We start from the raw sequence: 25,956 nt of genomic DNA on the forward strand, positions 1-25,956 counted from the left end.
ACGTTCACTAATAAAGATATTAGCATCATTAAAACAAATCGTCAACATCCTGTCGACGATTTACCATAGTTTCAAAATCATCAACAGGCTGTTGACGATTCTGAGCCGTTGGATACATTTCATAGAAATATCTCATATATTTAAGATTTGTAATCGAAAAAGATTTTATATCTGGAAAAATATCTTTTAAATCATCACTAATAGATTTATAAAATCCGGAACCATAATTATTCTTCTCGCTTAGTCCAACAATATCTCTCCCAAGAGACCAATAAAACCTGAGCATATCACTATTAGTCTTCACTGCTGCTTTATGCATACTTCTAATCTTATTCCACTCATAAGGCCAACCCTATCCCCCACAGCAAAGTATTTATCGCAACCATACGAAAGATAGCGGGCTGACAAACTTGCTGCGATAAAAAAATGAAGATCAACCAAAATTTATCACAGCCCAACAGGATTTAGCAGGCTTATAGACATCTTGTGATAAAAAAAAGTGCCGCAGCCTTTGCCACGACACTTAGCATCACCTAAATCTTTATTTCTCGCTAATCTTATTCCACTCATAAGGGGTGTTCTGATAAACGTAGTAACACGGGCAACGACAATTTTTATAGCCCAAAAAGCCCGAAAAATCAATATACTTGATGGAGTGGAGAGCTAACCACACCATTTCCACGCCATTTTTGATGGGCTATTTTTCTTCATTATACGCATTATTTTTCCATTAAAAAATGCCCTGATTTTCCAGGGCAAATTGTTATAACTTGATGTATCTTATTATTCAACCATCTAGTTCTTGGAATTTTTACTTTTACTTCTCCAATTAGCCAAATGAGACAACCTTTCTACTATCAAGAACAGCCTTTCTAAAGCTATCTTCTATATTGATTTCCTTTTGCTGCTCTATATCAAAATAGTAATCATTAAGAGCAACCAAAGCCTCTTCTTTTTTATCTTCTAGTACATGAGTATAAAGATTCATAGTCATATCCAATGTTGCATGACCTAGAAGAACCTGAACCGTCTTTGGTGGTATACCAGCTTCAAAACATCTAGTTGCAAATGTATGTCTGAAACAATGTGGTGACACACGTTGGAACTGCTCTCCTTCGTCTCGACTGTAATTAATCTCATTAACTATTTTATCCATTGCATCAATTACAGTCTGATCACATAATGGCCAGCCATTTCTCGATACAAATAAGACATCCTCAAAACCTTTGAGAGGCTTTGCCTTTGGTCTGGACATTATATTATTTCGTAGAATGAACTGTTTCTTTAATGCTTTCTCGCATGCAGAACTAATTGGGATTTCCCTATTACTTGTCGTTGTTTTAGGTGGACCAATATGAAAGGTTCTCTTTTTATCTCCCTCTAACTTTCTATATGATAAAGTTTTATTGACTCTAATTCTCTTTGCCTTCAAATCAATATCATCCCAAGTTAGAGCACATATTTCGCCAATTCTCATACCTGTATTTACAGCCACAACAAACAGATTGTCAAAATATGTACCTTTGGAACATTCAAAGAAAGTAATTTGTTCCTCTTTAGAAAAAACTCTTCTCTCAAAATGGTCTTTTCTAATAATGCGAATTCCTTTTGCTGGATTCTTAACTATCAAATCATCCATAATTGCCTTATCAAACATATCAGTCAGCATCACCTTGACCCTACTTTGTGTAGCATATCCAAGTCCATCAGCTTCAAGCTTATTAATTAATCTCCTAACGTCAGAAGTTTTGATTTCACCAAGGTCATAATATCCTAAGAATGGTTTTATATGCTTTTCAAAAACTAATATATAACCTGTTTTGGTTCCAATTCTAACTGCGTTATTTTTATATACTTCAAGCCATTTATCGAACCACTTGCTCAATGTAACATTTGATTGCGTAATAAATCGATTTTCTTCTTCGAATTTTGCTACCTTAAGCTTCTGTTTTATATCATTAACAGTAGATGCATACAAAGATTTTCTAACTCCATATCGATCTACATATCTAGCTGTATAAGAGCCATCTTTTCTTTGGCTAATTCCTTTGCCTAATTCCCGGCCATTCAAGCTTTTTCCCATTTATTTGACCTTCCTTCATAATCTATAATTTATATTTCCTACATTCTTTTTGTATCCACTCATCGAGTTCTTTCTTATTTACGTACCATTTATTACCAATCATAAGACTAAAGTTATTACGCGGATCTCTTACCAATTCCCTAGCCTTGGTCTCACCAATGCCAAGATACTCACGGAACTCCTGTAATGTTAATAATACTTTTTCCATAACTTCACCTACCTTCATCTTATTATTTAACTAGCGCTTGTTATGGTTATATTAAATACAATTACAATATTTTCGTCTATGATGCCAAATTAGTACTTGTCACATTCACTCTCTAACCATTTATCTAACCGTGATTTGTGAACGAACCATTTATTTCCTATTTTCATGCTAAACCCATTATGAGGTCGTTTAACAAGTTCCAATGCCTTGTTTTCTCCTATTCCTAGATATTCCCGGAATTCATCCAAGGTTAATAATGCCTTTTCCATTTCTCTTTATCCTCCACATAAAAGCCTAACTGTATTAAAATCTTAGGGTTAACAAACTTGCTCATAAATCGTTTGTCAAGGATGCCAAGTTTCTTAATCAATTTCGACTTATCTATAGTAGTAATCTGTTCAGCCATAATCGCTGATTTTTCTGATAGACCATTTATATCATCTAGAATTACATGTGTTGGCATCCCCTCACTCTTATGAATCTTTGTAGTGATAGGAAGCACTGTAACTGTAGGTGAAAAGATATTACCTTTATTATTCTGAACAATGAGTACTGGTCTTTCGCCTTTTTGCTCAGAACCTACACCTTCACCTAAATCTGCTAAATAAATATCTCCACGATGAACTACAAGCATAGAACTCCTCCTTTCTTCTTATGTAAAAAGAGCGCCTTCACATAGATATAAAGAAGACGCTCCATAAAAATCATTAAATGTAAGTATCTATTTGCCACGCACCCCGATACTAGTCAGGGATTCAATCAGGCGGCTGCAACACAGCTCCATAGGTTCTATCCTCCCCGCGGTTCTCGCCGGGCCGCTCCCATTACGATAATTGTGGCTAAGCGGAAGTATCATTATACCTGCATGTATCATGGCCAGTTTGGTGTTACCAATTTTCCAGTGAGGCTATATCGCACATGGCGTACCTGTTGGGGCTCCACTATGCAGGAACGTACCTGATGAATGTATATTCAGTTGTAAGTTTCTAGTGAAAGATAAAATACCTTTCACTAGTTCTAACGAATGTCGGACAAAATATGCGCCCTAGAATAATTTTTTTATGTTTTCTATCGCCTTGGCTAATGTACGAGATACATTAGATTGATCTACACCTTCTATACGAGCTATTTCTTCCTCTGTAAATCCATGATAAAAATACAACTTACATCTTCTTTTTTGTACTTCAGGAAGCTTCTCTATCATGTCCCTCAAAAACTCATAATCCTTTGAAATAGCTGGCTCATTTAATTCATACTTAGTCATCAAATCGTAATAAGTTTCCTCTGTAACACTGTCTTCATATCCAAGAAATTCGTAAGTACGATAATTCCTCATAAGATGCTTACTTTCATTTTTATGGAAATCCTTAAAAGCTTTCCCCTGTTCAACGGAAAGAAGAATAACTGGGGAATACTTCAATAACTCATCTGCATATTTCTCCATCAGCTCATCCATAGAAAGATCAGATATAACAGCCCAAGTAACTCCGCCATTCATACCTGGATATTCAAATTTAAGATTTATAAGTTCATATTCCTTGTTTTCATTATTTGTATTCATTTTTGACCTCCGAATTTTGAAAAATTAATAAGTTTCAAAACTCGAAAGTCATGGGTATCGACCTACATAGGTTTCCCAATCATGCATTACTCGTTACTCTCAGAGCTCCAGAAGGAAGCTATAAAAGAGCAACAAAAAAAGACGAAGCAAAACAGAATATCTATTTAATAGATACTTCCTTCTGTTTTGCCCCGCCTTTCAATACTCAATGATATTCATAGCCGTGCCACAAACTCTTACTAGCTGCCTGCGAACTTGAAGTTCCATGACTAATTCAACGCTACCACAGCTAGCTCATTCTATGTAATTAAATTCAAATTTTAGGATAATTCACTAAAAATAGTCAATCCTATGTCGTCGACAATAACCTTCAGCCCTCTTTTGCAAAATGGACAATTGTTTTCCATAACACCCATTAACCGTCTAATAATCACCTTACCGCAGCAGGGGCAATAGATTTTCTCATCTGAATACATCATAACCATTTTCTCCTTTCCAAATTTCTTCACTCTCCCCTTCTGCTATAGCATTTAAAACCCTTGCGCATAAAGTATATTAACATAATCAAATTGTAGTGACCCATAACAATACTACAAACATTGTCTAACTGTAATCTAACAATCATGTAAACGACTACTATCAAATTCCTAGCAATGCTATAACAATCATGTAAGCTGCATCTAAAAGATATAGAAAATCTATATACCGAACTAATAAAATAATGCCCACGGTTTATATAACCGTAGGCATATACCACACTATTCTGTATCTTCCTCTTCAAGCTTGGCAGCATATCGATACATCATAATCCCAAAAAGCTTTATAGCTTCTCTTTTCTTATTTTCAAGACTTGCAACTGAAAATCCTAATTCATTAGCAAGCACAACCATAGTCTTTTTATCCTTAGTCATATATCTGTTATTTATAATAGATACATATATAGGGCCAGAATTACCATAATCTTGCATTCCCTCTAACACATAATTCTTTGGTGCTTCCAACCATTCATATTCTGATACTTGCCAAAGCAACTTTCGTTGCATTTCTTTTGACTCTTCTATTGGTAACTTCATAATTTCCAAAAAGTCCTTACGCATCTGCCTTTTATTTTTTTCCTGATCAGATGCCTTGGTCATACTAGAAAGAATTTTGCCAGCGACAACACTACGGCTATACTGTTCTAACATCATTTTGGTAAGCTCATAAGCCACTTTGGGATCAAATCCCATTCCTTCGCAGATGATATTAATACCCTCTTCATCTTTCGAAATTCTTTTCATTTTTTCAAACATTCCTCCGTCATAACTAAAAACAATTGCTAGTTCCCCTAATATAATAAAAAGACCAAGGCCGAAACCTTGATCTTAGTATTACCATTCATATTAAAATAATTTAATAACTTTTTGTTCCATGTAATCAATGATGTCTCTTATATATTGTGTCCTTCCTTCTTTTGACATAGTAGATAAATGCTCACTGAAGGTCTTCTCCTCCTCTGCACTTTTACCAGTTAATAAATACTTTACATCAAAGTCTTGTTGTTCTAATAATATCGTTAACTTATGTGATGGTATCTCAGAAATACCTTTAAGATATTTCCTATATTGTTCCTTAGAAACATCCATCATTTCAGCCATTTGCTCTTGTGTGTAACCAAGATTATTTTGTATAGTCTCAAGCCGTAATCCGACTTCATGAATTATTGTCTTTTTCTCTCTCATAAGCATTACCCGCTCCTGATAAAATTTTATCAATTTTATTTTAGGAGTAGGAGTAACTCTCATGAGGAAAAACGCCTCATATAATGAGGTTAGTTTCAACATCTTAAGAACAATTAATGCTTATTGTCTGTCCCTCATTATTATTGAGTTTATTTTCATTGTAATTATTGTAAATTGCTGCAATCTCATCCTTAGAAAAATCTGGAAAGCAAGTATAAAGAGTCTCCAGCTCCATACCCGTGCTTACAAAGTTTTCTACTGTCATTTGATCTTTTTTATTCATGCCTAATTCTCCCAGCTCATTTTAATAATATGGTGCCACATAAAAATCTGATTCTGAATTCTTTAAATTTTCGAAGTATTCTTTATCACCAATTCTCTCAACAGTTTCATTAGTAATTCTATAAAAATCAAGCGATATCTTATTAGTACCATCTGTATATTGATTCAACCATTTCTGATAGGCTTCATCGTCTACCGGCTCAATCTTTTGATAATCTTCTAGTCCATTCTCATAAATGTAATAAACAAACCCATTTCCATCTTTATCCGATTCTGCAGGGAAAGGACTCCCACTAGCATCAAGTACTTCTTTATTGCATTCATATAACCCCTTGTCGTATGCATCAACAGAGCCAACTGCATCATATTCATTGGTATTAGGATTATAATAGTATAAATTATATGGCCAAAAGTCTCCCGCATATCCTTGATTATGTGACCATCCTGCCTCTATTGTACCATTCTCATAAATACTAAGATTCGGGAATTCCATGAATTTATACATAGCTTGACCATCTATAAAATCATAAATGACAGCTATCATGCCAGCCATACAAGCATCATCATAATATACAATTAGTTCATCAATATCATCATTATCAATGTCCTCCACTGCAAAACTTGAATATTTTAGTACAGTATTCATTTCCGCTTCTGGAGTTTCTATATCCCGATCATCCATATGTAAAACTCCAGATTTCATAAATTCAACCAAAATATCTTTATACTGTCGGTATACATCATCTAAATTTATAGCTTCCGCGGAATTATCGTTAACATCAGCTTTTACTTCAACAATATCAATATTATCTGCTGTTTGAGTATTCACTGCTTCATTACTAATTGAATCATCTTTAATCTGCACACAACCAATTAGCAAGCAACCAATTAATACTATAATTGATACTCTAATTACCTTCATCCTCATTATCCTCTTCATCATCGGTGAGTAAATCTAACGTAATAAGATCGTCAATAATATCCACATCATCATCTAGGTTCCAATCTATTCCAAACATATCTTTTCCTTTATTAATCATTCATAATACGTTTATCTGTTAAAAGCGCATACACATATGGATTACCATAAATACCATTTTGCCCTAATTCACCTGGTCCTTTAACAGGCATTAATGAAAACGCTTTCTCGAAATTTTTCTGTGTTAATGTAATTTTCCCACGATTAGTAATAAATCCATTTGAATTTAAATTCATTTGATAAGTAAATTCTAGATTACTAACAGTATGAAATATTTCTCCTTCATGCTTAATAATATTTGCCCAAGCCTTATTTACATCCATGAAAATAACCTCCTTAAACTGGTTTGCCACAAAATGGACATTTAGGTGGCTTGCCACTAACCCATGGAATCTGATTACCACACCAGACACATAAACTGGTAACAACACCATTTACCTTACAAACTTTTATTTTCCTAAACATACTGGGGCCTCCAATATTCCATCTCTATAATAACAGAGAAACTGTTTACTTTAGAAAGTGCTCCTGCTGACCTCGTATAACTATTCCCCTACAGGACTGAGCCACAGCCTATGAAGTAACCGTGGACAGATACCGTACTACCCAGAGGAAGGATCATTTCATTCCGGCATCTGCGTATTATAAACAAACAAAACAATCAACAACAATTGTTTTAGAAATAAGCTTTATAATGTCATGCCACAATAAGGGCATTTAGTTGGTCTTGTAGTAATTACTGGAATCTCTTTTCCACACCAACCGCATTTTATATTAACTGTAAATAATCTAATCTTAAAATAGCTTTTCATATTTATAAGCTCCTGCAATGTATTTAGTATCTGCCTATAGAGCAAATAATTGCATCTAGCAAGCAAACCACAAATATGATTACAAACCATTTAATTAGTTGAGCAACAACATCCGAACTTCCCGAAGACCTTCTTTCATGTCCAACTGTCGAGCCTTCTTTCTTCATTACCTGGTCATATGTATCACAGTCATGCAAGAAACATTCTGCATGGTCTCTTTCAAATGCATTGAGATGTCCATCGTGATTAGAATCAAACATTGAACTTCCACCAAATCCTGAATCATCAAACATAATAGAACCTCCTCGACTATCAAAATAATGGTTTACCTGTTCCTTGATTGTATATTATCAATTGATATTAACTTTTTAACGGACAGCTCAACACCTTAATTTTACAGCTTTTTTACCAATCATCGCTGTCAAAATCATCCCCATCATCTAGATCCCAATCATCTTCATCCTCATCTTCGAGCTCTTCGTCAAAGTCATCATCTTCGTCTTCCTCGTCATCATCAAGATAACGCGCCATTTCGGCTTCCTCTGCAGGATCAAGATAATCATCGCCATCGAAGTCAAAAGCCATTTCATCTACATTTCTTACCGGTCTTCCTGGAAACATAGGGATACCTCCTCAACAATACATTTTAATTAATGTCCTCTTTTTGCTATTAGTAGAGCTTGGTCATATGAACAGCCATGTTGCATCACATATACCTGAATTGCATCGTCTAAATAAAGATACTTTCTTGGATCAACGAACCCTCGATTTGCCTCAAGCCATGCACGATGATATAATGCCTGAAGTTTTTGTTCATCCACATCAAATAGTCCCATGATTAAGCTCCTCTACCCAAAATCAATTAAACGGTATCTCAAAATAAAATTTCAATTCATCTTCATTAGAATGATTCAAAAGTTCTTCTGGTACATCATCCAAAATCTCAGGTATTTCATCATCATAATGAAAATCTGCAGGCATGACAGTTTTTTCAACTATAGCTGCACTGTATTGAGTTTTTATGTCATGCTTCAGTGCTCTTAGCTCTCTAGTAGTACAGCATTTCATGAATTCCCATACCTCTTCCTCATTTTTTGCTTCAAGCACATATTCAACTGTTTCTGTTTGTGTAACTTTATATCTCATATCGCTCCTAACTAATCATTCATATCGTGCCAATAATCTACTGCGCCATCATAAGCATCGTCATCATCTTCGTAATCTTCGTAGTCGTAAAACTCCTCGTAATAATCCTCTGCAAAGCTATCTGCATCTTTGTAGCGGCTGCTATTATACGAATCATGCTTCTTAGATTTGCTCGATGATTTACTTTTAGACTTACTTTTAGCCTGGCTACTCTTAGATGACTTACTCTTGCTTGTAGACTTTGACTTAGATGTAGAATAACTAGTGGAACTCTTTGTCTTGGCCTGAGCTGGTATAGGTGCAAGAAAAGTAAGAGCTAATGCGATTACAAATACGCTAATAATTGTCTTTTTCATGTTACTACCTCCAGAATAATCTCCTTAATCAATTGGATGTTTCTTTGTGATTATAGATTATCAAATCTTAGCGCGGTTTATCGGACAGCTCAAGGCCTTGAGTTTACTAGATCTTATTGGATTTTACCAATCATCTCCGTCAAAATCATTCTCACCATCAAAGTCAAAATCCATTTTATCCATATTTCTTACTGGTCTTTCCGGAAACGTACTGACTATCCCCTTAAAACTACTATTATTAAAAGCATTTATACTCAATTAAGTAAATAAAAGAATTACTATACCAATAATTGCAATTACAGATAGGAAATATAACCAAAATGAATTATTAGTATTTGAAGAGCTATCTTTAACATCAACTTTGTTCGCGTAATCTGCTTGTTTAGCATTTGTTTCATTTGAATATATACTTGTATTGAGCCCAACCCCATTTCGCTGTTTCATAACGTCTGCTGAAAGTGGTGGCTCGGTGTATAGTATCTTATTATTTTCATCTATGAATGGCATCGATACTTTTTCATTAACTACGAGGCTTAATACATATGCTGTATAAATCTGCGCCACTGAACCAAGCCCGGTAAATTTATATTTATCTACTAAATGATTTTCTAAACTAGTCAAGAAGTTAACCACCGCATGAGATACCTTATCAACCTTATCCTTATCACCTTTCTTCTCTGCAAAAGTGCTTGCTCCTCTTAACAGCATTTCCCAGCCAAGTGGTTGTCGAGGATCAGTATATAAATGTGCATTAAGCTCAAACATAGTCATCTGTCCGTCAGGAATATTAGGATACTCATACAAGTTAGCCGTATAAAATGAAATTATTTCAAGGTCATCAAATGTCTCTTGCGTGATTTCTATTTTCTTTTCTTTATTAAATGTGCTTCTGGAAATAAGCTGATATATTATCCCCGCTGTAAAATGCTTAAAGAACCCCCTTGGGTTCAAATCTTCGTCGTCTTCATCCATTGTTAAGTTGAGAACATCCATCATTTCTTGCTTGTATATTTGGTAATGTTCTTTGTATGTTTTATCACCATATAAATCTATTTTATCATCTGGTAACGATCTGCAATTCTCAATTTGTAAACGAAGTCTTAAATAGAATAACTGCAAGATAGGAACTAACGCAGACTCCGGTTGACCACTTAATGCAGAGAATTTCATTGTTAAGTCATCAAATGGATGTAAAAAATCACTTAAAACACTTTCATCAGCATCAGTTCGATACACAGTTTTAAAAAATTGAATCCAGAATTTCCCTGCCTTATCTTCAGAAACACCAACAATATCTAAAAGCTCCTGGCGCGCTTTATTATCCGAATTAATCGCATCCATATATTCTGAATATGAAAACGGTATATCTCTTCTGAAACTGCTAAAAATACTTTGAACTATATAATCTTGATCCTGGGTAAGCTTTTTTCCATCGCCCATAACCAAGTAAAATCCATATAATGGTAGACAAATTATCCCCGTTTTCAAATCTGGGTGCAAATGTATACCCGTTTGTGGCTTTAATAAATCATCCAACTTTTTGGTCATTATAGTGCAGTCGCTAAGAATTTCTTGTACAGTTTTACTGCAATATTCTTCCCATCTAGATTCTTCTTTTCTCTTCTGTTCATAATATTCATGAATCAACGATGAACGTACTAACCAAGCTCTATCCCAAAAATCAAGCATAATACACCTCCACTAAACCTCATCTGGCTTGAAGAAATGCCCATTACTACACTTTACATACAAACCATACTTACTCACTCCGGCCTGAAGCATGCAATTACATTTGCTACATTTAACATTATTTTTATTCAAGTAAGCATTAGCTACATCTTTATCTAATAAAGCCGTTTCGCCACATCCCTTAGATGAACATTTCAAAAAGCATTTACCTGAACGGCTTCTAGTAAGATTCATAGGTGAACCGCATTTAGCACATCTAAGCTTATTATGTACATAGTCAGCCATACCCGCTTCGTCTTCAACATATACTACATTAACTCCATCTGTACTTGTTGTATTCTTAATGCTCTTTGCATTTTGAATAGCAGTTCGTGATCCATCATAGACTTGCAATTCTAAATCAGAAAACGCCTTGATTAATTCAATTGTATGACTTCCTGATATTCTATAAATAGTTTGACACACAACATAAGATTCAGATGTACCATCTCTGAAAGTACCTTTAGACTTAGGCAATCCATACCACATTACTTTGTCATCGATGAGAATCAATGGAAATACAGCATTATCCGAAGGCACACTAATTTTCTTCCAATTATCTGGCAAAGAATCAATATCTTTCGATTTACATAGTATTTTAATCCCATTCATCTTTGCATCGATTAGCGCATCAAATATATTTGCCTCAGTTTCTATATCAAGCTCACCATCAGGAATAGAAATAACGATTTGTTTCCTTGCTTTTGCAATATCTGTGCATAAATCATCCATGGCATACACAGCATCCATATAGTTTTGAATCTGCTTAGTCTCAGGTAATCGACTTAGGCAATCTTGAAGTCTACGCTCATTAGATGAAACTACATTACCTTTCTTCTGCAAATACTCTATAAGCTTATATAAAACATGATCAGATTTTCCGAAGCGCTTGTTCCAGTATTTTGCGTTTGCCACAACAACAAGCTTTCCTCTGGCTCTAGTAACAGCTACATTTATTAACCTTGTTACAGCATTAAAACTCTTGCCAAGTAAGAATCCAACCTTTGTTGATGGATAACTCTCAACAGCGTCGAAAATAATTACATCACGCTCTGAGCCTTGGAATTGATGTACTGTTGCGCATGAAATATCAGTTTCTTGTGATTCTCTATAATCTTGAATCATTGCTCGTACTAATCTCGTCTGCGCCGCATATGGAGTAATAATACCAACCGACTTCGTGTTATGCCTCTCTGCTTCCAATGCCAATAAGAAAGAAATAATTGCGCTAACAATATTGAATCTAGAGTTGTCATTATTTTTCATGCAAGCGCAATACGTGCCAGCCAAGTCAATCAAATTAATTGGCTCATCCTTAAATGGCGGTTTCTCTACAATCTCAATTCTTTTCTCAACAACTGATTCATGGTCTGCTAATAAATCGTTATATACATATTCATTGGCAAATGCAGAAATATCTGGATACATACGTCGCTGCTCATTCAACATGACAAGCCAAGGATGCGCATGCATAGACCTGTCATCCTCAATCCCAAGATATGAAAATACATCTTTTCCTAACGTCTCCTTAACATTAGATTGAACTATAGGAGCCAACTGCCTGAAGTCTCCAACGAGGACTAGTCTTGAATAAGCATGTTTTGCTGCTATGAGAATCTGAGGCATATAAGCCATACTCACCTCATCAAACATAACAACAGAATACTTGTTATCTTCGAATAGCTTATCCATAGTGACTTTTGAAATAGTAGTCGCTACCATGAGAGCATTCTTAACATAAAGCTTTTCTTCTTCTCGAATCTTTTTCCTAATATCCTTTAGTTCTTGCTCAACTTTAACCCCTTCAGCAGTATTATATTTTCCTGATAAAACCTGATGATCTCGTTTTTTCCTTAGTTTTTCATATTCATTTTTTAAAGTCTGATTATTTTCTACCGCATAATTGTAGGCCACAACATCATTATCTTTTGCTAGCTCTTCATCCCTTACATAACCATATCTAAGAATAGCACCCATTTTTAAGAGCTTATCACCTTGCAAATCCCTAATGAGTGAAGCTGTTTGTTTTACAATACCATCCACTGAAATGTTACTATGCGAAACAACTAAAACTCTTTCCCTGTTCAACAATGAATGAATTGCAATTTGTGCCATAGTATAGGTTTTACCTGTGCCAGGAGGGCCCCAAATAACAGTTATATCGTTATCAATTGCCATCTCTACAGCAGCATCTTGTCCCTTGGGAACCATAGATATAGGTTTCTTTGTTGCCAACTCTGGTCCTTCTTGCAACAGCTTGATAACCAATTTATCTGCTGTAGTTATAGTCTCTAGCTGATCTACTATGCCTTCAAGTAATGCCCAAGGCTCAACACCAACGAATGCCTGCCCAATTGCATTTCCAAAATTCTTTGTGATACTAACTATAATCTGGAATCCTTCACATAAGAAAACAACGCCTTTTACAACTTCCTTTCCCACAGTCAATGTAATAGGTGCATCATCTGGAAGATTTAATTCAGCCTCCATCTCAAAACTATATGTACTATAGTCGTTCTTCTGACCTATAAGCCTTCCATTGACAAGCTTATACCTACGGCCACCTTCTTCCTGAAGATAGTATTTTTCACGTAATACTTCACGTTTAAACTTATCAATTATTAATCCAACTTCAGAATTAGTATCCATACAACAATTACCCCGTTTTAATGTAACCTTCAGTAACGGATACATTTATATTAACAAATTAATGTGACTAATCTTTTAATAACAAAAAAGAGGACACTCAACAGTATCCTCCATTCGTGTACCTATATTCTTTACTTATTCAGATTTATATATTTTCCATCCATATTGCAATCCTAGTGTTTCTAAACGTTCATCAATGTACTCCTTTGCTTCCGGAGACAAAGCAAGCATAGCTTGCTGCCCATGAGCTTTTGCTACTCTTTCTTTTGGATACTTATCCGGATTATCTCTAGTGTGCATGTATGTCTTATATCCTAGATTATCTATCACTTCACGAAGAGGAATACCACAATTAACCGGAGCATCTATAACTTTTGCTTCTGAAATAACACAATAAATTGGATATTCCTCAAGCCAATCATATTGCTTAATCCATGCTTTTTTTCGTGCATCATTATTTGAACTAAACGCTCTAAAATACCCTTTACCTACAATTACAGGACATTCTCTGCCTGTCTTGTCATAAGAGTGAACGCAGAAGAAAGTTTCGTCACCTTCTTCTATAGTTTTAGCACTCTTTAATCTTGCTACGGAAAAATTTGAAATATATACAGATTTTCCATTATCGACAAAAGCGTGCATATACATAGGTTCATCACCATTCGCTCTTTTTTTTGCTGATGCTGAGAATTTTAAAATTATATTTCTTAGACTTTTATGCGATACTATAGAAGTTTCTCCACCCAGTGCAGAATAAACGGGATCTGTAAGTCGTTCTGATGTATTATTATCAATTTCCCTAAATGCCTCGTTGATATCTTCTTTTATTTGTTTTGCTCTTTTATCAAGGGCTGCCCCCTTAACAAGAGCAACGATATGTTTTCCACCATCCAGTTTTGATTTTGATTCTTTCTGATTTTGGTATCTTAACTTAAAGTCATCAAGCATTTCCTGTGTAATACATCCATCTTCAGCAACATTTACTCTAGTAGAAATATCATCAAAATATTCCTGCAAGTCTTCAATAGCTGCTTCTTCGTTAAAATGTATTGATAGTTCAATATTTCTGGACAAGCCACTTTCGGTAAAATTAGCACTTCCTACAATTGCGTCATCTTCATCAAATAAATATAGCTTTGTATGTAAACCAATAACAGCATATAATTTTACCCCAGAATCTAACATACTTTGCAAACCATCAAGTGTATTAGATCCGTCTAAAAAATCTTGAAGATAAAATCTTGTGATAAAAGAACATGCTATCCCTTTGTTAGCAGCCTCACATAAAAAGTCAGCTGTCTTATTTGATAAAAAAGGGCTTATTATCTTTATTTCTTTCTTTGCTTCTTTAAACAAAGACGTTATAGTTTCGGAATGTTCATCCGTCACGACTTCAATCATTACATTTCCTCCAAATACATTACTTTTTTGCCGTGAACTTTTGCATACTCGATTTCGGATCTGGTGCTTTCTCCTATATATCCACCAACATTAATAACATAAATAGAATCAGCCATGTCTATCTTACGCTTATGCATATCATCAAGCATTTCCTTGGTCTTAGTTAGGGTTCCCTCATCCATATTTTCCCAGACTTCTTGATCCCCAGAATGACCAAAGAGGCCAACACTGATAACAATGTTGCCCTCTAATGTAAGCCTCTTTTGAACTTCCATAAATTCATTTTTAAACCTGGTACTTCCACATAATGTTATAACAGGATAATTATTATTCATGTTAGTCTACCCCTAACGCTCTAAATACTGCTTCTTCCGGTGTACTATAAAATACTGGCTGAACAGCAGATAATAAATCAGCTGGTACAGCACCAAAATCTGCGGCGGAACTAATAGGTATAAGCACCTTCTTCGCTCCTGAATCCACACATACCTGTAATATTGCTGCCAAATCTTCGACTTTATTAATAGTTCCAGAGATTGTTGTTTCGCCAATAACAACCAAGCCAGCTACTGTAGGCTTGTTAAGGGCTATAGAAGATATAGCAATTAATGTTGGCAGTGCAATATTTTTTGTCATGCCTAATCCCTGAATATCCTGGTAATCAATTATATAATCTTTCGTGGTAGTACTGATTGAATGACTAATTTTATTACCATTGAGTTTTAAATAAGAAAAACCTGTATCTGCAGAACTCTTACTATCCTTATCAAGGCTAAAACCTTTCTTCTCAAATTTTCCATTTCCAGGTAACATTTGACTCTCAAGTCTGAAGACACCGATAATACCATTTTTACCACGAGCTATCGTATAAATATGACCAGCATTAACGATTCCGTCAGGGATAATTTTTCCACCACCTGATTCCTTTACACCTACAAAATGTTCATCGAATGTATCATTATCAATATATGAAAAATTAACATCGTAGAATTCCATTCCACCAATTTTCTTCAATTGCTCTTTTACTCTACGACGTAACTCAAGAGATATATCTAATATTTCTGCAATATCATCCTTAGTATAATCACCATTAGGATATAAAAGCTTAACAAATGCATCTACCAATCGCCTAACAGCTATAGTATCACGCTGATTTAAATTTGAGCCAAGATGGAAATACTTATCTAATGAATCACCGTAAGATTCCTTTCTCATCTCCCTCATGAATTCTGAAAGGTAGTCAGTAATAAAACCATAGTCATCTGTAAAGTGCTCTGGTCTATATTTTGGAATTTCCCAACCTGGAATGTAACCATGCATACGATCTAGAAACGCTGTATCATAGGCCATTGCATCAGGAAATGGCTCAAATAAATGAGATGTCTTAAGAAGCACAGATACATCATGGTTAATATTACCAACAAAAACCATAGACGCAGAAGCTGCCTTTTCTTCTTTACCTCGTGCAAAAGAACCAGACGCCATGTAATCTTTCATTATCTGGACTCCATCTTTATCCTTAAATGTAATTCCGGCCACCTCATCAAATGCAACACAATCCCACATTCCTACAAGACCAACAGTTTTTGTTCCCATATTGTAGAAAAGGTTTGCGACTGTTGTTTGTCCACCTGAAACAAGTATAGAGTTTGGTGAAATTTCTTTATATAAATGTGACTTACCTGTAGAACGCGGTCCTAGCTCACACATATTAAGATTATTTTCAACCAAAGGTAACATACGAGCTAAAAGCAACCACTTAGCTCTATCTGGCAATTTGTTTGCTTCCATACCTGTGGATCTAAGAAGCACAGTAATCCATTCAGCTTTCGTAAAGGACTTGCGGGCTTCTTTAAGCTCATCCATATCTATATGTGGCATCTGAACAGGTGTGAGTTTTCTTATTTGAATTGGACCGTACTCTCTATCTTCTTCCACATAATCATAATCAAGCTGAACAATACACCAAATACCGCCACATAACAAACGGTCATAAAGTTTAGGATACTCATTTTCAATAGGAATTCCTTTTATTCCAAGATTTGAAAACTCTGCTTCATATCTATCCTTTTTAATATTCAAATGAACTGAGATTTTGTCAATAACAGTATATGCACCTCGTTCTCTAAGTGCTGATAATACTTTTTGTGCCTCGTCTGGTCTCACATAATTATTAGCAAGTATTCTTTTAACATTTTCCACTCCCTCACTAATTATATTCTCATCTTCTGAATTGCAATACTGACCTAAAAGGTACTCTAATACGTAAACTGGTACATTTGCACCTTCCTTAATGTGTTTTGTTAAATCTTTACGCACTATCTTTCCATCAAAACATCTTCTAAGTTTCGCATTAAGAATGTCATTATCGACCTTATCATCAGCCTCTTCCATTTCTGCTGCAGCCTCAGGTTCTACTGCTGTTTCAGATTCAGTTTCAATGGTTCCAACAAAATCATCCACTGGAAAAAGGTCATCCTCTTGTGTGCCATTCTTTTTCATAAAATCAAACATCTTCAAGCCTCCTAGCATCGCCTAAAAAACTAATCAAATACCTCTTCAAACTCAATTTGATCATCTGCCACAAATTGATAGTTAGTAATAAGACTATGCCAATCTTCATTTTTATTTTGCAAATGAGAATCAAGAATATTTACAAAATCTCGTATCATTGTTCTTGGGGTTATTGCTATAGTTTCCCTTTTCATATAAGCATACTTTATAAAATCAAGCAACTCATCATCAGAAATATCTGAAGTATAATTATATATCTGTGAATGAATATAAACTAAGTGCTCCATCAAAATAAAAGTTTCTTCTTTTGTCAAAGGTATAACCTTTACAATAGGAGTCATCATGTTAACTACATCGCCACCAATATATGACCCTGTACTTAATCGAGAGCGTAATGCCTCGTAGCTATATAATCCTTTATCTTTATCATAGATACTATCTGGAATTCCAGACATTATTATTCCTAGATTTGTGGCTCCGCCTTGCAATAAGTCATTGTACATCGACAGGATTTTTTCGTAATTTTTCTGACGAACTGTTTTGGATGAAGTATTATAAACATAGGCCAACTCATCTATAAGAACTAAAAAGCCACTATACCCAGCAAGCGTAAACAACTTTGCCCATAATTTGATGATATCAAACCAATTTTCATCATCGACCATAGAGCTAATTCCAGTCATTTTCTTAACTTCTTGTTTATTTGCATACTGACCATAAAACCATCTTAATGCACATTCTTTCTTGTCAAAATCATTTTCACGTACTCCCTGCCAATAAAGCTTTAATGCTGCAAAGAAAGCAAATCCTTCTTTCATGTCCTGGAATAAATCACATTCCTTTAGCATGAATTGATAAGAATATTCCTCAGGGTTTAGTTCAGTTATTCGTTGTTCAGAATAATCTACAACTGCTCGACTTATAGTTTTTGAAACCCACTCATCTAAAATCTTTCTGAGGGCGTGACCACTTTGATTAGTTTTATTTGAAACATTTTCCATCAAAGTTTTGTAGGTTGCCAAACCCTTTTTTCTCGTATTATTTCCTAGCAAACCTCTCTCTGGTGACAAATCTACATTTGCGACAACCATATTTTTCTTCTTTACAGCGTTCTCTTTAATCGTTTGTAGAAGAAAAGTCTTACCGCTTCCATAACCACCAACTATAAATCTAAAAGAAGTTCCTCCATCAGCCAAGTCTTCCATATCTCTTAGAAGGGTTTCTAATTCCTTTTCTCTTCCAACAGCTATATAGCCAAGCCCCTCTGTAGGAACAGTTCCCTGTCCCAAAGATTTCATTATATTTTTGTACGTCCTAATAGGTCCTCTGGAATTTTCCATAGCAGACTTCCATCCTTACTTTAATAAACTCTTAATATCTTGCAAATAATCCTCATAAATAACCGGAGTATCGTTGTTATCATCAATAATAGTCTCACCGTAAAAATCTACAGCTTTACTATTTATGCCATCAACTATCTCCTGAATATTATATGCAGATGCCAAAGCTTCCAACTTATCAGATGATACAGTTGTTGCTTCTAAAACAGCATTTAATACATTTAACTCATCCCCGATTAACATTTGTTTAAAGGATGAAATATTATCTGCGGTTGGAGCATCGTTTAGATTATTATTATCTTGTGCTAATGAATGCATTTCTTCAAGTTCTTCTGTAGATAAAAGCTTTTTCTGATTTCTAGTAAGAATATTTCTAATTTCTTCCATCTGAGAGAAATCTAAGATGATATCATCTCTAGATAAATCTTCTATAGTAGGCACATCATTAATTGAATGCTCTATAATTCGGACCGATGTGTTGCTTCTCTTTTGGAATTCATACTCTTTATAGTCAAAATCAGTTTTACTGAATGCATTTTTAAATTCAGCAATCATCTCGCCGTTTGCAGTTGTAAAGAATATCTGAGTACCACCTTTAGCAAAATCAGCTAACATCTTAAGTACATGCCTTACCTGATCTTTATCCATGGTTGCAAGAGGTTCATCTAACAAAAGAAATCTAGGAGCAGTATCTGCGGCTATGTACAATGAAAGCATTGTAGCAAATGCTATAGTAGCTCTTTGACCTGTACTCATTTCATATGTTCTTGCCATGGAGTCATTAATACCACGAATAGCATATATACCTTCTTCATCCACTCCGAGCTCCCTAAAATCGTCTGAATGGTGCATTTGAGTAAAGAAAGTACTTATATTACTTATATTATCTTTAATCTTTCCCTCAACAAATGATGATAATGAAGGCATTTTTTCAAATGCAGCAACTGCTTTAGAACAACGTTCTAACTGCGGTGTCAATCGATTAACAGCCGCAGTATAATCACGTAATTGCTGTTCTTCAAATTCAACCATGCTAGCACGTTCTAATCTTTCAACCTCTAAATCAATTTTATCGGAAGCAGAATTGTACACTAGCAGCCATTCCTTAAGAGATATCTCATTGTTTAGGTCAAAGGCTTCTTTTACCATTTCAATAGACTGCAAGATATCATTAAGTTTATCTAAATTAGAAGTTTCAAGTTGTAAGTCATATTGTGAGATATTATTCTTTTCAATCTCAATATTATGCTCTAAGTCTATAATCTCTTGCGAAAGCTTATCCTTAGTATCCTCTAATTTCCTTCTCTGAGATTCATTGTCAGCCATTAACTTAGTAATGTAAGCTTCAAATGACTTTTCATTAGATTCCTTGAACGATTTATAGACAGAATCATTTTCTTCAAAATCTTTGCAATACGAGATATTTTTCTCAGAAAATCCCTGACTATTCAAAACCTGTATCTGAGCTTTTATCTCTATTTCTTTCTTAACTAAATCCTTTTTTTCGTCTAACAACTTAGCTAAACTTGAGTAATCATCATCTGTAAAATAGTCTTTTATAAGGATTAAATCATCAGCAATTTTATAGATTGTACTTTTTGCTTCAGCAACCAAATCATCCTGAGAAAGCTTATGAGAAATATCCGCTATTTTATGCTCTAATGTTTGAATTTCTTCAATAAGCGCGTCCATGCCATCTTTTTCTGAAGTCTGAGCCGTTGCATTCTGGATTAATTCTAATAGTGCATCCTTAGATTTTTGCTTTGTACCACACAATGGACATTTCTCATCATGAATCAACTGCTGCCCTATTTTGCGCAATTCAATATAATTCTGTTCTTCAGAAGAGAATCTAGCTTTTTTAAGAGTGTATTCCAGCTCTAAATCCTTCTTTTTACTAGTTAAAGAATCCAGTTCTTCAGAATATTTTTCATAGTCTTCTTCTGACAGATTATCAAACGAAGGCATTTTCAGGAAATTAACAACTTTTGGATATCGTTCTATGGTATTAAGAAGCTTAAGTAAATTATTTATATGCTCTTGCTCTTCTAACAATTCAGAAAGCATTGCAATACTTTTTTGATCAGATAATATTCTTTTTACATCTTCCCATTCTTCACTTTTATTTTTTAACAAAGTAGCACCATTCTCAATTGCAGAAATGGCCTTATCGTTTTCAAAAGAATGAGTCTTTACGCCTTGTATTTTTGACATAAATAGCTGGATAGCCTCATTAGATTTAGCTTTCTTACTTTCAATATCAGCATTATCCAACTTCACTTGCTCAACATGTTTCAGAATATTACCGAGCTTATCTTCATTTTGCTCATATCGGTTAAGAACGCGACAGTATTTGCCCGTTAATTCAAAATCGCTCTGTATCTTCTTATATCGTTCAATACCCTTCTTCGGTATTTCTTCTAATTTTTTATAAAATGTCTTTGGTAAAATTTGCTCGATCTCACCTGAGTGATTAGTTCTATCTGCATGCTTTAACGAATCCTCATAGATTCTTTTCATGGTTCTAGCATTGTCAAGATTTTCTCTAATATCATCAAAGGATTCTTCAAAAGCTTTTTTGTATCTTGTCCATTTCTTTTCATAATCAACAACATCGTCACCAAATAACAAGTTGCCAAACATAACGGCAAAACTAGAATCAGTGTTATCAGATTCATGAATAAACTTATAAGCCGCCTCTGAATCAAACGCATTGAATCTTCCAAAATTCTGATTCAATGTTGTCTTATTACGTCCTGATGGAACACCATACCATACTCTTTCAATTTCTTTTGAATTCTTAGCTGAATCCCTTGGTGTGAAACGTTCTACACCAGCTTCCCTATTGTATACATAGACAGTAGGAACATGGCGCAACACATCCATTTTCTTGTTAAAATCTTTTATTCGACGTATTTCACCTGTCAGGGCAAATTCAATAGCTTCAAGCACAGAAGTTTTACCAGAACCATTAGCGCCATAAAACAGATTAATTTGGCCAAAGTCCATCTTCATTCCATCAAAACAAAACTCCCTAAAATCTGAGGAGCTTAACGACTTAACCCACTTAATCAATGGAACTTTAGATACTGACATTTTTTTGTAGTCTTCATCAATCAGGTAATGCGAATCAAATCTATCTCCTGATAAATAGTTTTCTACATTTCTTTTTAGATATGTCTCAGTTAAACAACCTGTCAAATGAACAGCTTCAAGTATCTTTCCCCATGTTCTTACTGGATCAATATTCTCATTATCCTGAATGCCAACAGTTTGCTGTACACCATTTATAAATGTTATAGCAGATTCAGGCCTGAATACGTATTTTCTACCATTTACGCGATTGGCTTCTATTGCCTGTATAGGAATATTAAACGCATCTTCATCAATGATATAAATCATATAGATGCTAGAATATTCACGTCTTAAAGAGTAAGCCACCTGGTAAATAGAATGATTCAAATTTGTCCATTCTTCTGAATCATCTGTAATGCTACTTAATACATCATCTGCCTGAAATATTAAAACATATATATCAGTCTCATCTTTTTTCATTGTAAAGTAACATGTAAATCCATTAACTTTTCGTTGCTTTATAATAGTTAAATGGCTCTTTCTGAGAATAAATTCTGGTACATTATTTATTCTTAGATTTATGAATTCATCTTTCTCATGAGACTTTTGTTCCTTTTCACCACTTAGTGAGCTGTCTTCTGAATCAAAATTTTCTTCTAAATTATCCTCATCTTCATCGAAATCATCACCTAAAATTACATCATCTTCATCGAAATCATTATCTTCTTCTCCATCATCTTCGATGATTTCATCAAGATCGTCGTCTTCTAACTCTACAAGTTCTTCAAGATCATCATCTTCAAATTCATCAATTTCAATAAGATCTAAATAATCATCATTATATGGTAGATTATTGACTTCCTTAATTTTGTTTATAGAAAATGAACGGTTAAAACTTGTAGGTGCTATATTGAACTTATATTTTTTTACAAATTCGCGCTGCTCTTCTATATTAAAGTTTAAAGACTCTGGACTAGCAGATGAAGCTTTTAATCCATCTAAAAATTTATCGAAATTTTCACAATCGTAGAGAACCTTAAAATCTTCTCTGTATTCAAAATTTGCGTGAACAGTATATGCAAGCGCCGTGAAATATGTAGCATTAATCATTAGCAGAGCATTACCATATACGTCAGTAGATTCACATATTGATTTAATGAGCTTAGTACTTGTAAAGAAAATAGCTTCATATACAAGTTTTATGTATTTAGAATCACGCAGCTTCTCTATTAGAGCAATTGATTGTGGAATATACAATTCCTCATCCAAAGATTCATCATATTCCTTGTCAAAAAATCCTGTTAATTTTTCTAGCTCAAAATACTTCTCATATGCTCCAACGATCTTCTTTTGATAAGCATTGTCCATCTGCCCATAATAGGTGGCAGCAATCCTTAAAATATCATATCGAATTAACTCATCAAACTCCTGCTTTGTAAATTTTTCTAGCAATTTATCGTAGTCATTGAATGTAATTTTCAATAGCTTTTCAAATTGCTCATTGATGTTAGGTGTCCCTGCTTTAATAATGTTATACTCCATACCCTTATTCCTCATTAAAACTTTATTTATTACCACCCAAAATCATCTGCGAATGTTAAATCCATAATAACTGGATGTCTAAATAATTCTAATCCCGTATTATCATCTATCACTACTAAATAATACTGCTTATTTTTGTCATATTTTTGATTTTTAAAATTAAATCTCAATCTAAATATACGCTTTGCAGAATCAGGTTCTCTGCTATCTGCAACGTAGATATTCTCGTTAGAAATACGCTCATCATCTTCAGAAACGAACACCAATCTATAGGTTGTTTCTTTAACACTATCACTAACTGGCTCTGACTGAATAAAGTCCATGCCAGTAATCAAATTTGTTATCTTCTGCACCATACTTACAAGGCTGATTGATGCAGGCTTTGTCTCCATATGGCCACGCTCCATCTTGATATCAAGTACCGGAATAATCATTTCCTGTGGTGATGAACCACCATGAACAAAGTTCTGACCTCCGCCAGAAACCTTGAATACATTGCTGCTTGTTGGGAATGAAACAACCTTGTCATCCTCATATCCGAGCACATATCCTAAGCCTATATTTGCTACACCATCTTCTGTAATAGCACTTTTAGATACGATATACCTACGGTTAATCCAAGCATCTTTTCCGTTCACACCGCCAATCTTATCACTCTCAGAAATCTTCTCTCTCTTATAAACGAAGCCATGATCTGATGTGACTATGAATCTGTATGTATTTGCATTTGTAGAAATCTTTCTTATCAAGTCTGAGATCTCTTTAATTGCCTCTTCACATGCAACAAATACCTCATCCTCTGTATTTGCCTTATCACCTCTGGCATCAATTTGATTATGGTATACATAAACAACTTGTTTACCGGTAAAGATATTTCTTAAATCTGTTTTCTTAAGATTTTTGATATCATCAAACTGTACACAGATGCTATCCTTGCAATGCCCCTGAAGCACTGTCTGTCTGCCGGCTAAATCGTTACATAGCACATCATCAGCATAAACTTCATAATCATCTCTCATTTCAAGAGTCTTATGCGGTAAAAGTGCAGCCATGCCAAGTCTTGTATATGAAGGCAATGAACTCATCATAGGCGAAAGCTTAGCCGTACAGCGTGGATCATCCTTCATTTGATTAAATAATTCTCTACCAACCTCATATCGCATCGCATCTGAAATAATAACAACAGTTCTTTCCTTTGACTGATTTACAAATCCATTGTAGAAATTGCGCTGTAATGGAAGAACTACAAGACCATCCTCTCCGCAGAATGCAGTATTCCATCTTGGAATCAAGTCATTAAGATACTCGTTGGTATAAATATTTTCTACAAGAGTCTGCAACTCCTCGTAACCAGTTGTGTCTTCAATCTGATCATAGTAAAAGTAGAATTTTCTATACGCCATATCAATCAGACAATCTTCAGATTCATACTTTTTCACTATACTCTTCATATCATCACTACCGCCATAATTTGCAGCATTTACAATGGTTAATGCATTCTCAAGCATTTCATAGGCATTCTCATAAGCCTCTCCAAAATGCATCTTTGAACGCTTATCGCATATTTGAAGTAAATCCATTTCATCAAGCTTTGCTCCGACATCCTCTGATATTAAGCGTTCAGTAATCCACTTAAGAATAAGTTTATCAACATATGCAAAAGCATCCAAGTGAACAATATCTTCTGGGTTGTATTTTGCTAAATTGTCTTCTACTTTAAGTCCTTTTGCTACATGAGCAGATAATCTATCATAATCTTCTTTGTAAAGCACACTATTCATCAGGTTATCAAGAAATGCTATTACATTTCCCTGCTTCATAGATACAAAACTTCGCCAAGATGCTGGAACTTCGCCCTGCAGATATCTTGCAGCGTATGTTACAAATAGAGTAACTATTAGCCTTTCCAAAGATGGATCTGCGTCTACATAGCCGAATTGCTGCTCACAAAGTTTCCAGAAAGCTCCAAGAAGCTCATATTTATCCATTTCCTCAAGGTACTTATTATCTTCAACATCTCCCTCTGTGATAACAATTCGTACTACTTCCTCAAAAGAGCAGGTTCTTGTTTTGCAAACTGCACTTAAAAGCCCCACAAGGATATTCTCTTCATTAAAATTCTCAATCTCAAGATCATAGAACCGCTGTGTTCTGTCCTTGTTGGCAAAAAACTTAATATGTTTTTCAATTACATGCTTATACTTTTCTTCAATTCCCAGATCCACAGATAAAAGCGATGCTCTATCTGCAAAGAATCTTTTAGAATAAAGCATTGTGTCTTCAAGGTGATTATCCTTTACTTCCGGCTTTGGAAATGGAGCATAAATCAGATAATTTGTTGTGGTATCTTCTCTCTCAAGAAAATACTTCGTATAAAACTGATTATCCTTCTCAAGCCTATAGACTTTGGCATTCTCCAATTCAACGGAATCCATATCCTCTTCAAATTCCGCCTTGTCATCGTACCAAAACACAAGCTTACGGGTCTCTCCTGTAAACTCTGTGTTAAGCCTATCAATTATCTGTTTTAGATTTAATTCTGCCATTATTATTCCATCC

At 34.7% G+C, this 25,956-nt stretch carries 26 protein-coding genes; all 26 read right to left on the bottom strand.

What is annotated here, in order from left to right:
- Nucleotides 1-28 precede the first annotated feature (28 nt).
- Nucleotides 29-319 carry a DUF1016 N-terminal domain-containing protein gene (locus tag BM097_RS01400; RefSeq protein WP_090545168.1) on the bottom strand — a complete coding sequence of 97 codons (291 nt, stop codon included), beginning with the start codon at nt 317-319 and terminating at the stop codon, nt 29-31.
- Nucleotides 320-829: 510 nt separating this feature from the next.
- On the bottom strand, nt 830-2,083 hold the full coding sequence (locus BM097_RS01405) for a tyrosine-type recombinase/integrase (RefSeq protein WP_090545170.1): 1,254 nt from the start codon (nt 2,081-2,083) through the stop codon (nt 830-832).
- A gap of 22 nt (nt 2,084-2,105) precedes the next feature.
- On the bottom strand, nt 2,106-2,291 hold the full coding sequence (locus tag BM097_RS01410; protein ID WP_090545172.1) for a helix-turn-helix domain-containing protein: 186 nt from the start codon (nt 2,289-2,291) through the stop codon (nt 2,106-2,108).
- A gap of 89 nt (nt 2,292-2,380) precedes the next feature.
- Entirely contained in the window at nt 2,381-2,560 is a 180-nt protein-coding gene (locus tag BM097_RS01415; protein WP_090545174.1) for a helix-turn-helix domain-containing protein, read from the bottom strand.
- Nucleotides 2,542-2,925, bottom strand: coding sequence for a type II toxin-antitoxin system PemK/MazF family toxin (locus BM097_RS01420; protein ID WP_090545176.1), 384 nt, complete (start codon nt 2,923-2,925; stop codon nt 2,542-2,544). The genes BM097_RS01415 and BM097_RS01420 overlap by 19 nt, the downstream gene beginning before the upstream one ends.
- Nucleotides 2,926-3,336: 411 nt before the next feature.
- Nucleotides 3,337-3,852, bottom strand: coding sequence for a sigma factor-like helix-turn-helix DNA-binding protein (locus BM097_RS01425; RefSeq protein ID WP_072919459.1), 516 nt, complete (start codon nt 3,850-3,852; stop codon nt 3,337-3,339).
- A 758-nt stretch (nt 3,853-4,610) separates the two neighbouring features.
- Nucleotides 4,611-5,132, bottom strand: a complete 522-nt coding sequence (locus BM097_RS01430) for a hypothetical protein (RefSeq protein ID WP_028246806.1) — start codon at nt 5,130-5,132, stop codon at nt 4,611-4,613.
- Nucleotides 5,133-5,234: 102 nt separating this feature from the next.
- Complete coding sequence (locus tag BM097_RS01435; RefSeq protein ID WP_177197331.1) at nt 5,235-5,573, bottom strand: helix-turn-helix domain-containing protein; 339 nt, start codon at nt 5,571-5,573, stop codon at nt 5,235-5,237.
- Between the two features lie 103 nt (nt 5,574-5,676).
- Nucleotides 5,677-5,856: a hypothetical protein gene (locus BM097_RS01440; RefSeq protein ID WP_090545182.1), complete on the bottom strand. Its 180-nt coding sequence runs from the start codon at nt 5,854-5,856 to the stop codon at nt 5,677-5,679.
- A 21-nt stretch (nt 5,857-5,877) separates the two neighbouring features.
- Nucleotides 5,878-6,783: a hypothetical protein gene (locus tag BM097_RS01445; protein ID WP_143084942.1), complete on the bottom strand. Its 906-nt coding sequence runs from the start codon at nt 6,781-6,783 to the stop codon at nt 5,878-5,880.
- 104 nt (nt 6,784-6,887) lie between these two features.
- Entirely contained in the window at nt 6,888-7,157 is a 270-nt protein-coding gene (locus BM097_RS01450) for a hypothetical protein (RefSeq protein ID WP_090545186.1), read from the bottom strand.
- 13 nt (nt 7,158-7,170) lie between these two features.
- Entirely contained in the window at nt 7,171-7,299 is a 129-nt protein-coding gene (locus tag BM097_RS16780; protein WP_255406603.1) for a hypothetical protein, read from the bottom strand.
- A 224-nt stretch (nt 7,300-7,523) separates the two neighbouring features.
- Nucleotides 7,524-7,646 (bottom strand): hypothetical protein, encoded by a 123-nt coding sequence (locus BM097_RS16785; RefSeq protein ID WP_255406604.1) that lies wholly within the window; start codon nt 7,644-7,646, stop codon nt 7,524-7,526.
- Nucleotides 7,647-7,669: 23 nt separating this feature from the next.
- Nucleotides 7,670-7,939, bottom strand: coding sequence for a hypothetical protein (locus BM097_RS01455; protein ID WP_090545188.1), 270 nt, complete (start codon nt 7,937-7,939; stop codon nt 7,670-7,672).
- Between the two features lie 112 nt (nt 7,940-8,051).
- Nucleotides 8,052-8,267 (bottom strand): hypothetical protein, encoded by a 216-nt coding sequence (locus tag BM097_RS16235; protein WP_090545190.1) that lies wholly within the window; start codon nt 8,265-8,267, stop codon nt 8,052-8,054.
- Between the two features lie 29 nt (nt 8,268-8,296).
- A complete protein-coding gene (locus tag BM097_RS01465; protein ID WP_090167772.1) occupies nt 8,297-8,482 on the bottom strand; it encodes a hypothetical protein in 186 nt (61 codons plus the stop codon).
- Nucleotides 8,483-8,504: 22 nt separating this feature from the next.
- On the bottom strand, nt 8,505-8,792 hold the full coding sequence (locus tag BM097_RS01470) for a hypothetical protein (RefSeq protein WP_090167774.1): 288 nt from the start codon (nt 8,790-8,792) through the stop codon (nt 8,505-8,507).
- An 11-nt stretch (nt 8,793-8,803) separates the two neighbouring features.
- Entirely contained in the window at nt 8,804-9,148 is a 345-nt protein-coding gene (locus BM097_RS01475; RefSeq protein ID WP_090167778.1) for a hypothetical protein, read from the bottom strand.
- A gap of 258 nt (nt 9,149-9,406) precedes the next feature.
- Nucleotides 9,407-10,837 carry a hypothetical protein gene (locus BM097_RS01480; protein WP_090545191.1) on the bottom strand — a complete coding sequence of 477 codons (1,431 nt, stop codon included), beginning with the start codon at nt 10,835-10,837 and terminating at the stop codon, nt 9,407-9,409.
- Between the two features lie 12 nt (nt 10,838-10,849).
- Nucleotides 10,850-13,525 carry an AAA domain-containing protein gene (locus BM097_RS01485; RefSeq protein WP_177197332.1) on the bottom strand — a complete coding sequence of 892 codons (2,676 nt, stop codon included), beginning with the start codon at nt 13,523-13,525 and terminating at the stop codon, nt 10,850-10,852.
- Between the two features lie 135 nt (nt 13,526-13,660).
- Entirely contained in the window at nt 13,661-14,926 is a 1,266-nt protein-coding gene (locus tag BM097_RS01490; protein WP_090545195.1) for a phospholipase D family protein, read from the bottom strand.
- A complete protein-coding gene (locus tag BM097_RS01495; RefSeq protein WP_090545197.1) occupies nt 14,926-15,261 on the bottom strand; it encodes a hypothetical protein in 336 nt (111 codons plus the stop codon). The genes BM097_RS01490 and BM097_RS01495 overlap by 1 nt, the downstream gene beginning before the upstream one ends.
- Before the next feature lies 1 nt (nt 15,262).
- Entirely contained in the window at nt 15,263-17,320 is a 2,058-nt protein-coding gene (brxL, locus tag BM097_RS01500) for a protease Lon-related BREX system protein BrxL (RefSeq protein WP_090545360.1), read from the bottom strand.
- A 149-nt stretch (nt 17,321-17,469) separates the two neighbouring features.
- A complete protein-coding gene (locus BM097_RS01505) occupies nt 17,470-18,780 on the bottom strand; it encodes an ATP-binding protein (protein ID WP_090167788.1) in 1,311 nt (436 codons plus the stop codon).
- 15 nt (nt 18,781-18,795) lie between these two features.
- The gene (locus BM097_RS01510) at nt 18,796-23,397 is read right to left on the bottom strand and encodes an AAA family ATPase (RefSeq protein WP_090545199.1); all 4,602 of its coding nucleotides are present in this window, start codon (nt 23,395-23,397) and stop codon (nt 18,796-18,798) included.
- A 29-nt stretch (nt 23,398-23,426) separates the two neighbouring features.
- The gene (pglZ, locus tag BM097_RS01515; protein WP_090545201.1) at nt 23,427-25,943 is read right to left on the bottom strand and encodes a BREX-1 system phosphatase PglZ type A; all 2,517 of its coding nucleotides are present in this window, start codon (nt 25,941-25,943) and stop codon (nt 23,427-23,429) included.
- Nucleotides 25,944-25,956: the final 13 nt, after the last annotated feature.

Origin of the sequence: Pseudobutyrivibrio sp. OR37 (assembly GCF_900113655.1) — a bacterium.
Classification (GTDB): domain Bacteria; phylum Bacillota; class Clostridia; order Lachnospirales; family Lachnospiraceae; genus Pseudobutyrivibrio.

Coding starts and splice junctions, on each gene's coding strand:
- BM097_RS01470 (WP_090167774.1), bottom strand. CDS start 8,792: ATGAGATATAAAGTTACACAAACAGAAACAGTTGAATATGTGCTTGAA.
- BM097_RS01455 (WP_090545188.1), bottom strand. CDS start 7,939: ATGTTTGATGATTCAGGATTTGGTGGAAGTTCAATGTTTGATTCTAAT.
- BM097_RS01475 (WP_090167778.1), bottom strand. CDS start 9,148: ATGAAAAAGACAATTATTAGCGTATTTGTAATCGCATTAGCTCTTACT.
- BM097_RS01450 (WP_090545186.1), bottom strand. CDS start 7,157: ATGGATGTAAATAAGGCTTGGGCAAATATTATTAAGCATGAAGGAGAA.
- brxL (WP_090545360.1), bottom strand. CDS start 17,320: ATGGAAGAGGCTGATGATAAGGTCGATAATGACATTCTTAATGCGAAA.
- BM097_RS16235 (WP_090545190.1), bottom strand. CDS start 8,267: ATGTTTCCAGGAAGACCGGTAAGAAATGTAGATGAAATGGCTTTTGAC.
- BM097_RS01410 (WP_090545172.1), bottom strand. CDS start 2,291: ATGGAAAAAGTATTATTAACATTACAGGAGTTCCGTGAGTATCTTGGC.
- BM097_RS01420 (WP_090545176.1), bottom strand. CDS start 2,925: ATGCTTGTAGTTCATCGTGGAGATATTTATTTAGCAGATTTAGGTGAA.
- BM097_RS01435 (WP_177197331.1), bottom strand. CDS start 5,573: ATGAGAGAGAAAAAGACAATAATTCATGAAGTCGGATTACGGCTTGAG.
- BM097_RS16780 (WP_255406603.1), bottom strand. CDS start 7,299: ATGTTTAGGAAAATAAAAGTTTGTAAGGTAAATGGTGTTGTTACCAGT.
- pglZ (WP_090545201.1), bottom strand. CDS start 25,943: ATGGCAGAATTAAATCTAAAACAGATAATTGATAGGCTTAACACAGAG.
- BM097_RS01400 (WP_090545168.1), bottom strand. CDS start 319: ATGCATAAAGCAGCAGTGAAGACTAATAGTGATATGCTCAGGTTTTAT.
- BM097_RS01510 (WP_090545199.1), bottom strand. CDS start 23,397: ATGGAGTATAACATTATTAAAGCAGGGACACCTAACATCAATGAGCAA.
- BM097_RS01440 (WP_090545182.1), bottom strand. CDS start 5,856: ATGAATAAAAAAGATCAAATGACAGTAGAAAACTTTGTAAGCACGGGT.
- BM097_RS01495 (WP_090545197.1), bottom strand. CDS start 15,261: ATGAATAATAATTATCCTGTTATAACATTATGTGGAAGTACCAGGTTT.
- BM097_RS01485 (WP_177197332.1), bottom strand. CDS start 13,525: ATGGATACTAATTCTGAAGTTGGATTAATAATTGATAAGTTTAAACGT.
- BM097_RS01505 (WP_090167788.1), bottom strand. CDS start 18,780: ATGGAAAATTCCAGAGGACCTATTAGGACGTACAAAAATATAATGAAA.
- BM097_RS01445 (WP_143084942.1), bottom strand. CDS start 6,783: ATGAGGATGAAGGTAATTAGAGTATCAATTATAGTATTAATTGGTTGC.
- BM097_RS01480 (WP_090545191.1), bottom strand. CDS start 10,837: ATGCTTGATTTTTGGGATAGAGCTTGGTTAGTACGTTCATCGTTGATT.
- BM097_RS01490 (WP_090545195.1), bottom strand. CDS start 14,926: ATGATTGAAGTCGTGACGGATGAACATTCCGAAACTATAACGTCTTTG.
- BM097_RS16785 (WP_255406604.1), bottom strand. CDS start 7,646: ATGAAAAGCTATTTTAAGATTAGATTATTTACAGTTAATATAAAATGC.
- BM097_RS01405 (WP_090545170.1), bottom strand. CDS start 2,083: ATGGGAAAAAGCTTGAATGGCCGGGAATTAGGCAAAGGAATTAGCCAA.
- BM097_RS01425 (WP_072919459.1), bottom strand. CDS start 3,852: ATGAATACAAATAATGAAAACAAGGAATATGAACTTATAAATCTTAAA.
- BM097_RS01415 (WP_090545174.1), bottom strand. CDS start 2,560: ATGGAAAAGGCATTATTAACCTTGGATGAATTCCGGGAATATCTAGGA.
- BM097_RS01430 (WP_028246806.1), bottom strand. CDS start 5,132: ATGAAAAGAATTTCGAAAGATGAAGAGGGTATTAATATCATCTGCGAA.
- BM097_RS01465 (WP_090167772.1), bottom strand. CDS start 8,482: ATGGGACTATTTGATGTGGATGAACAAAAACTTCAGGCATTATATCAT.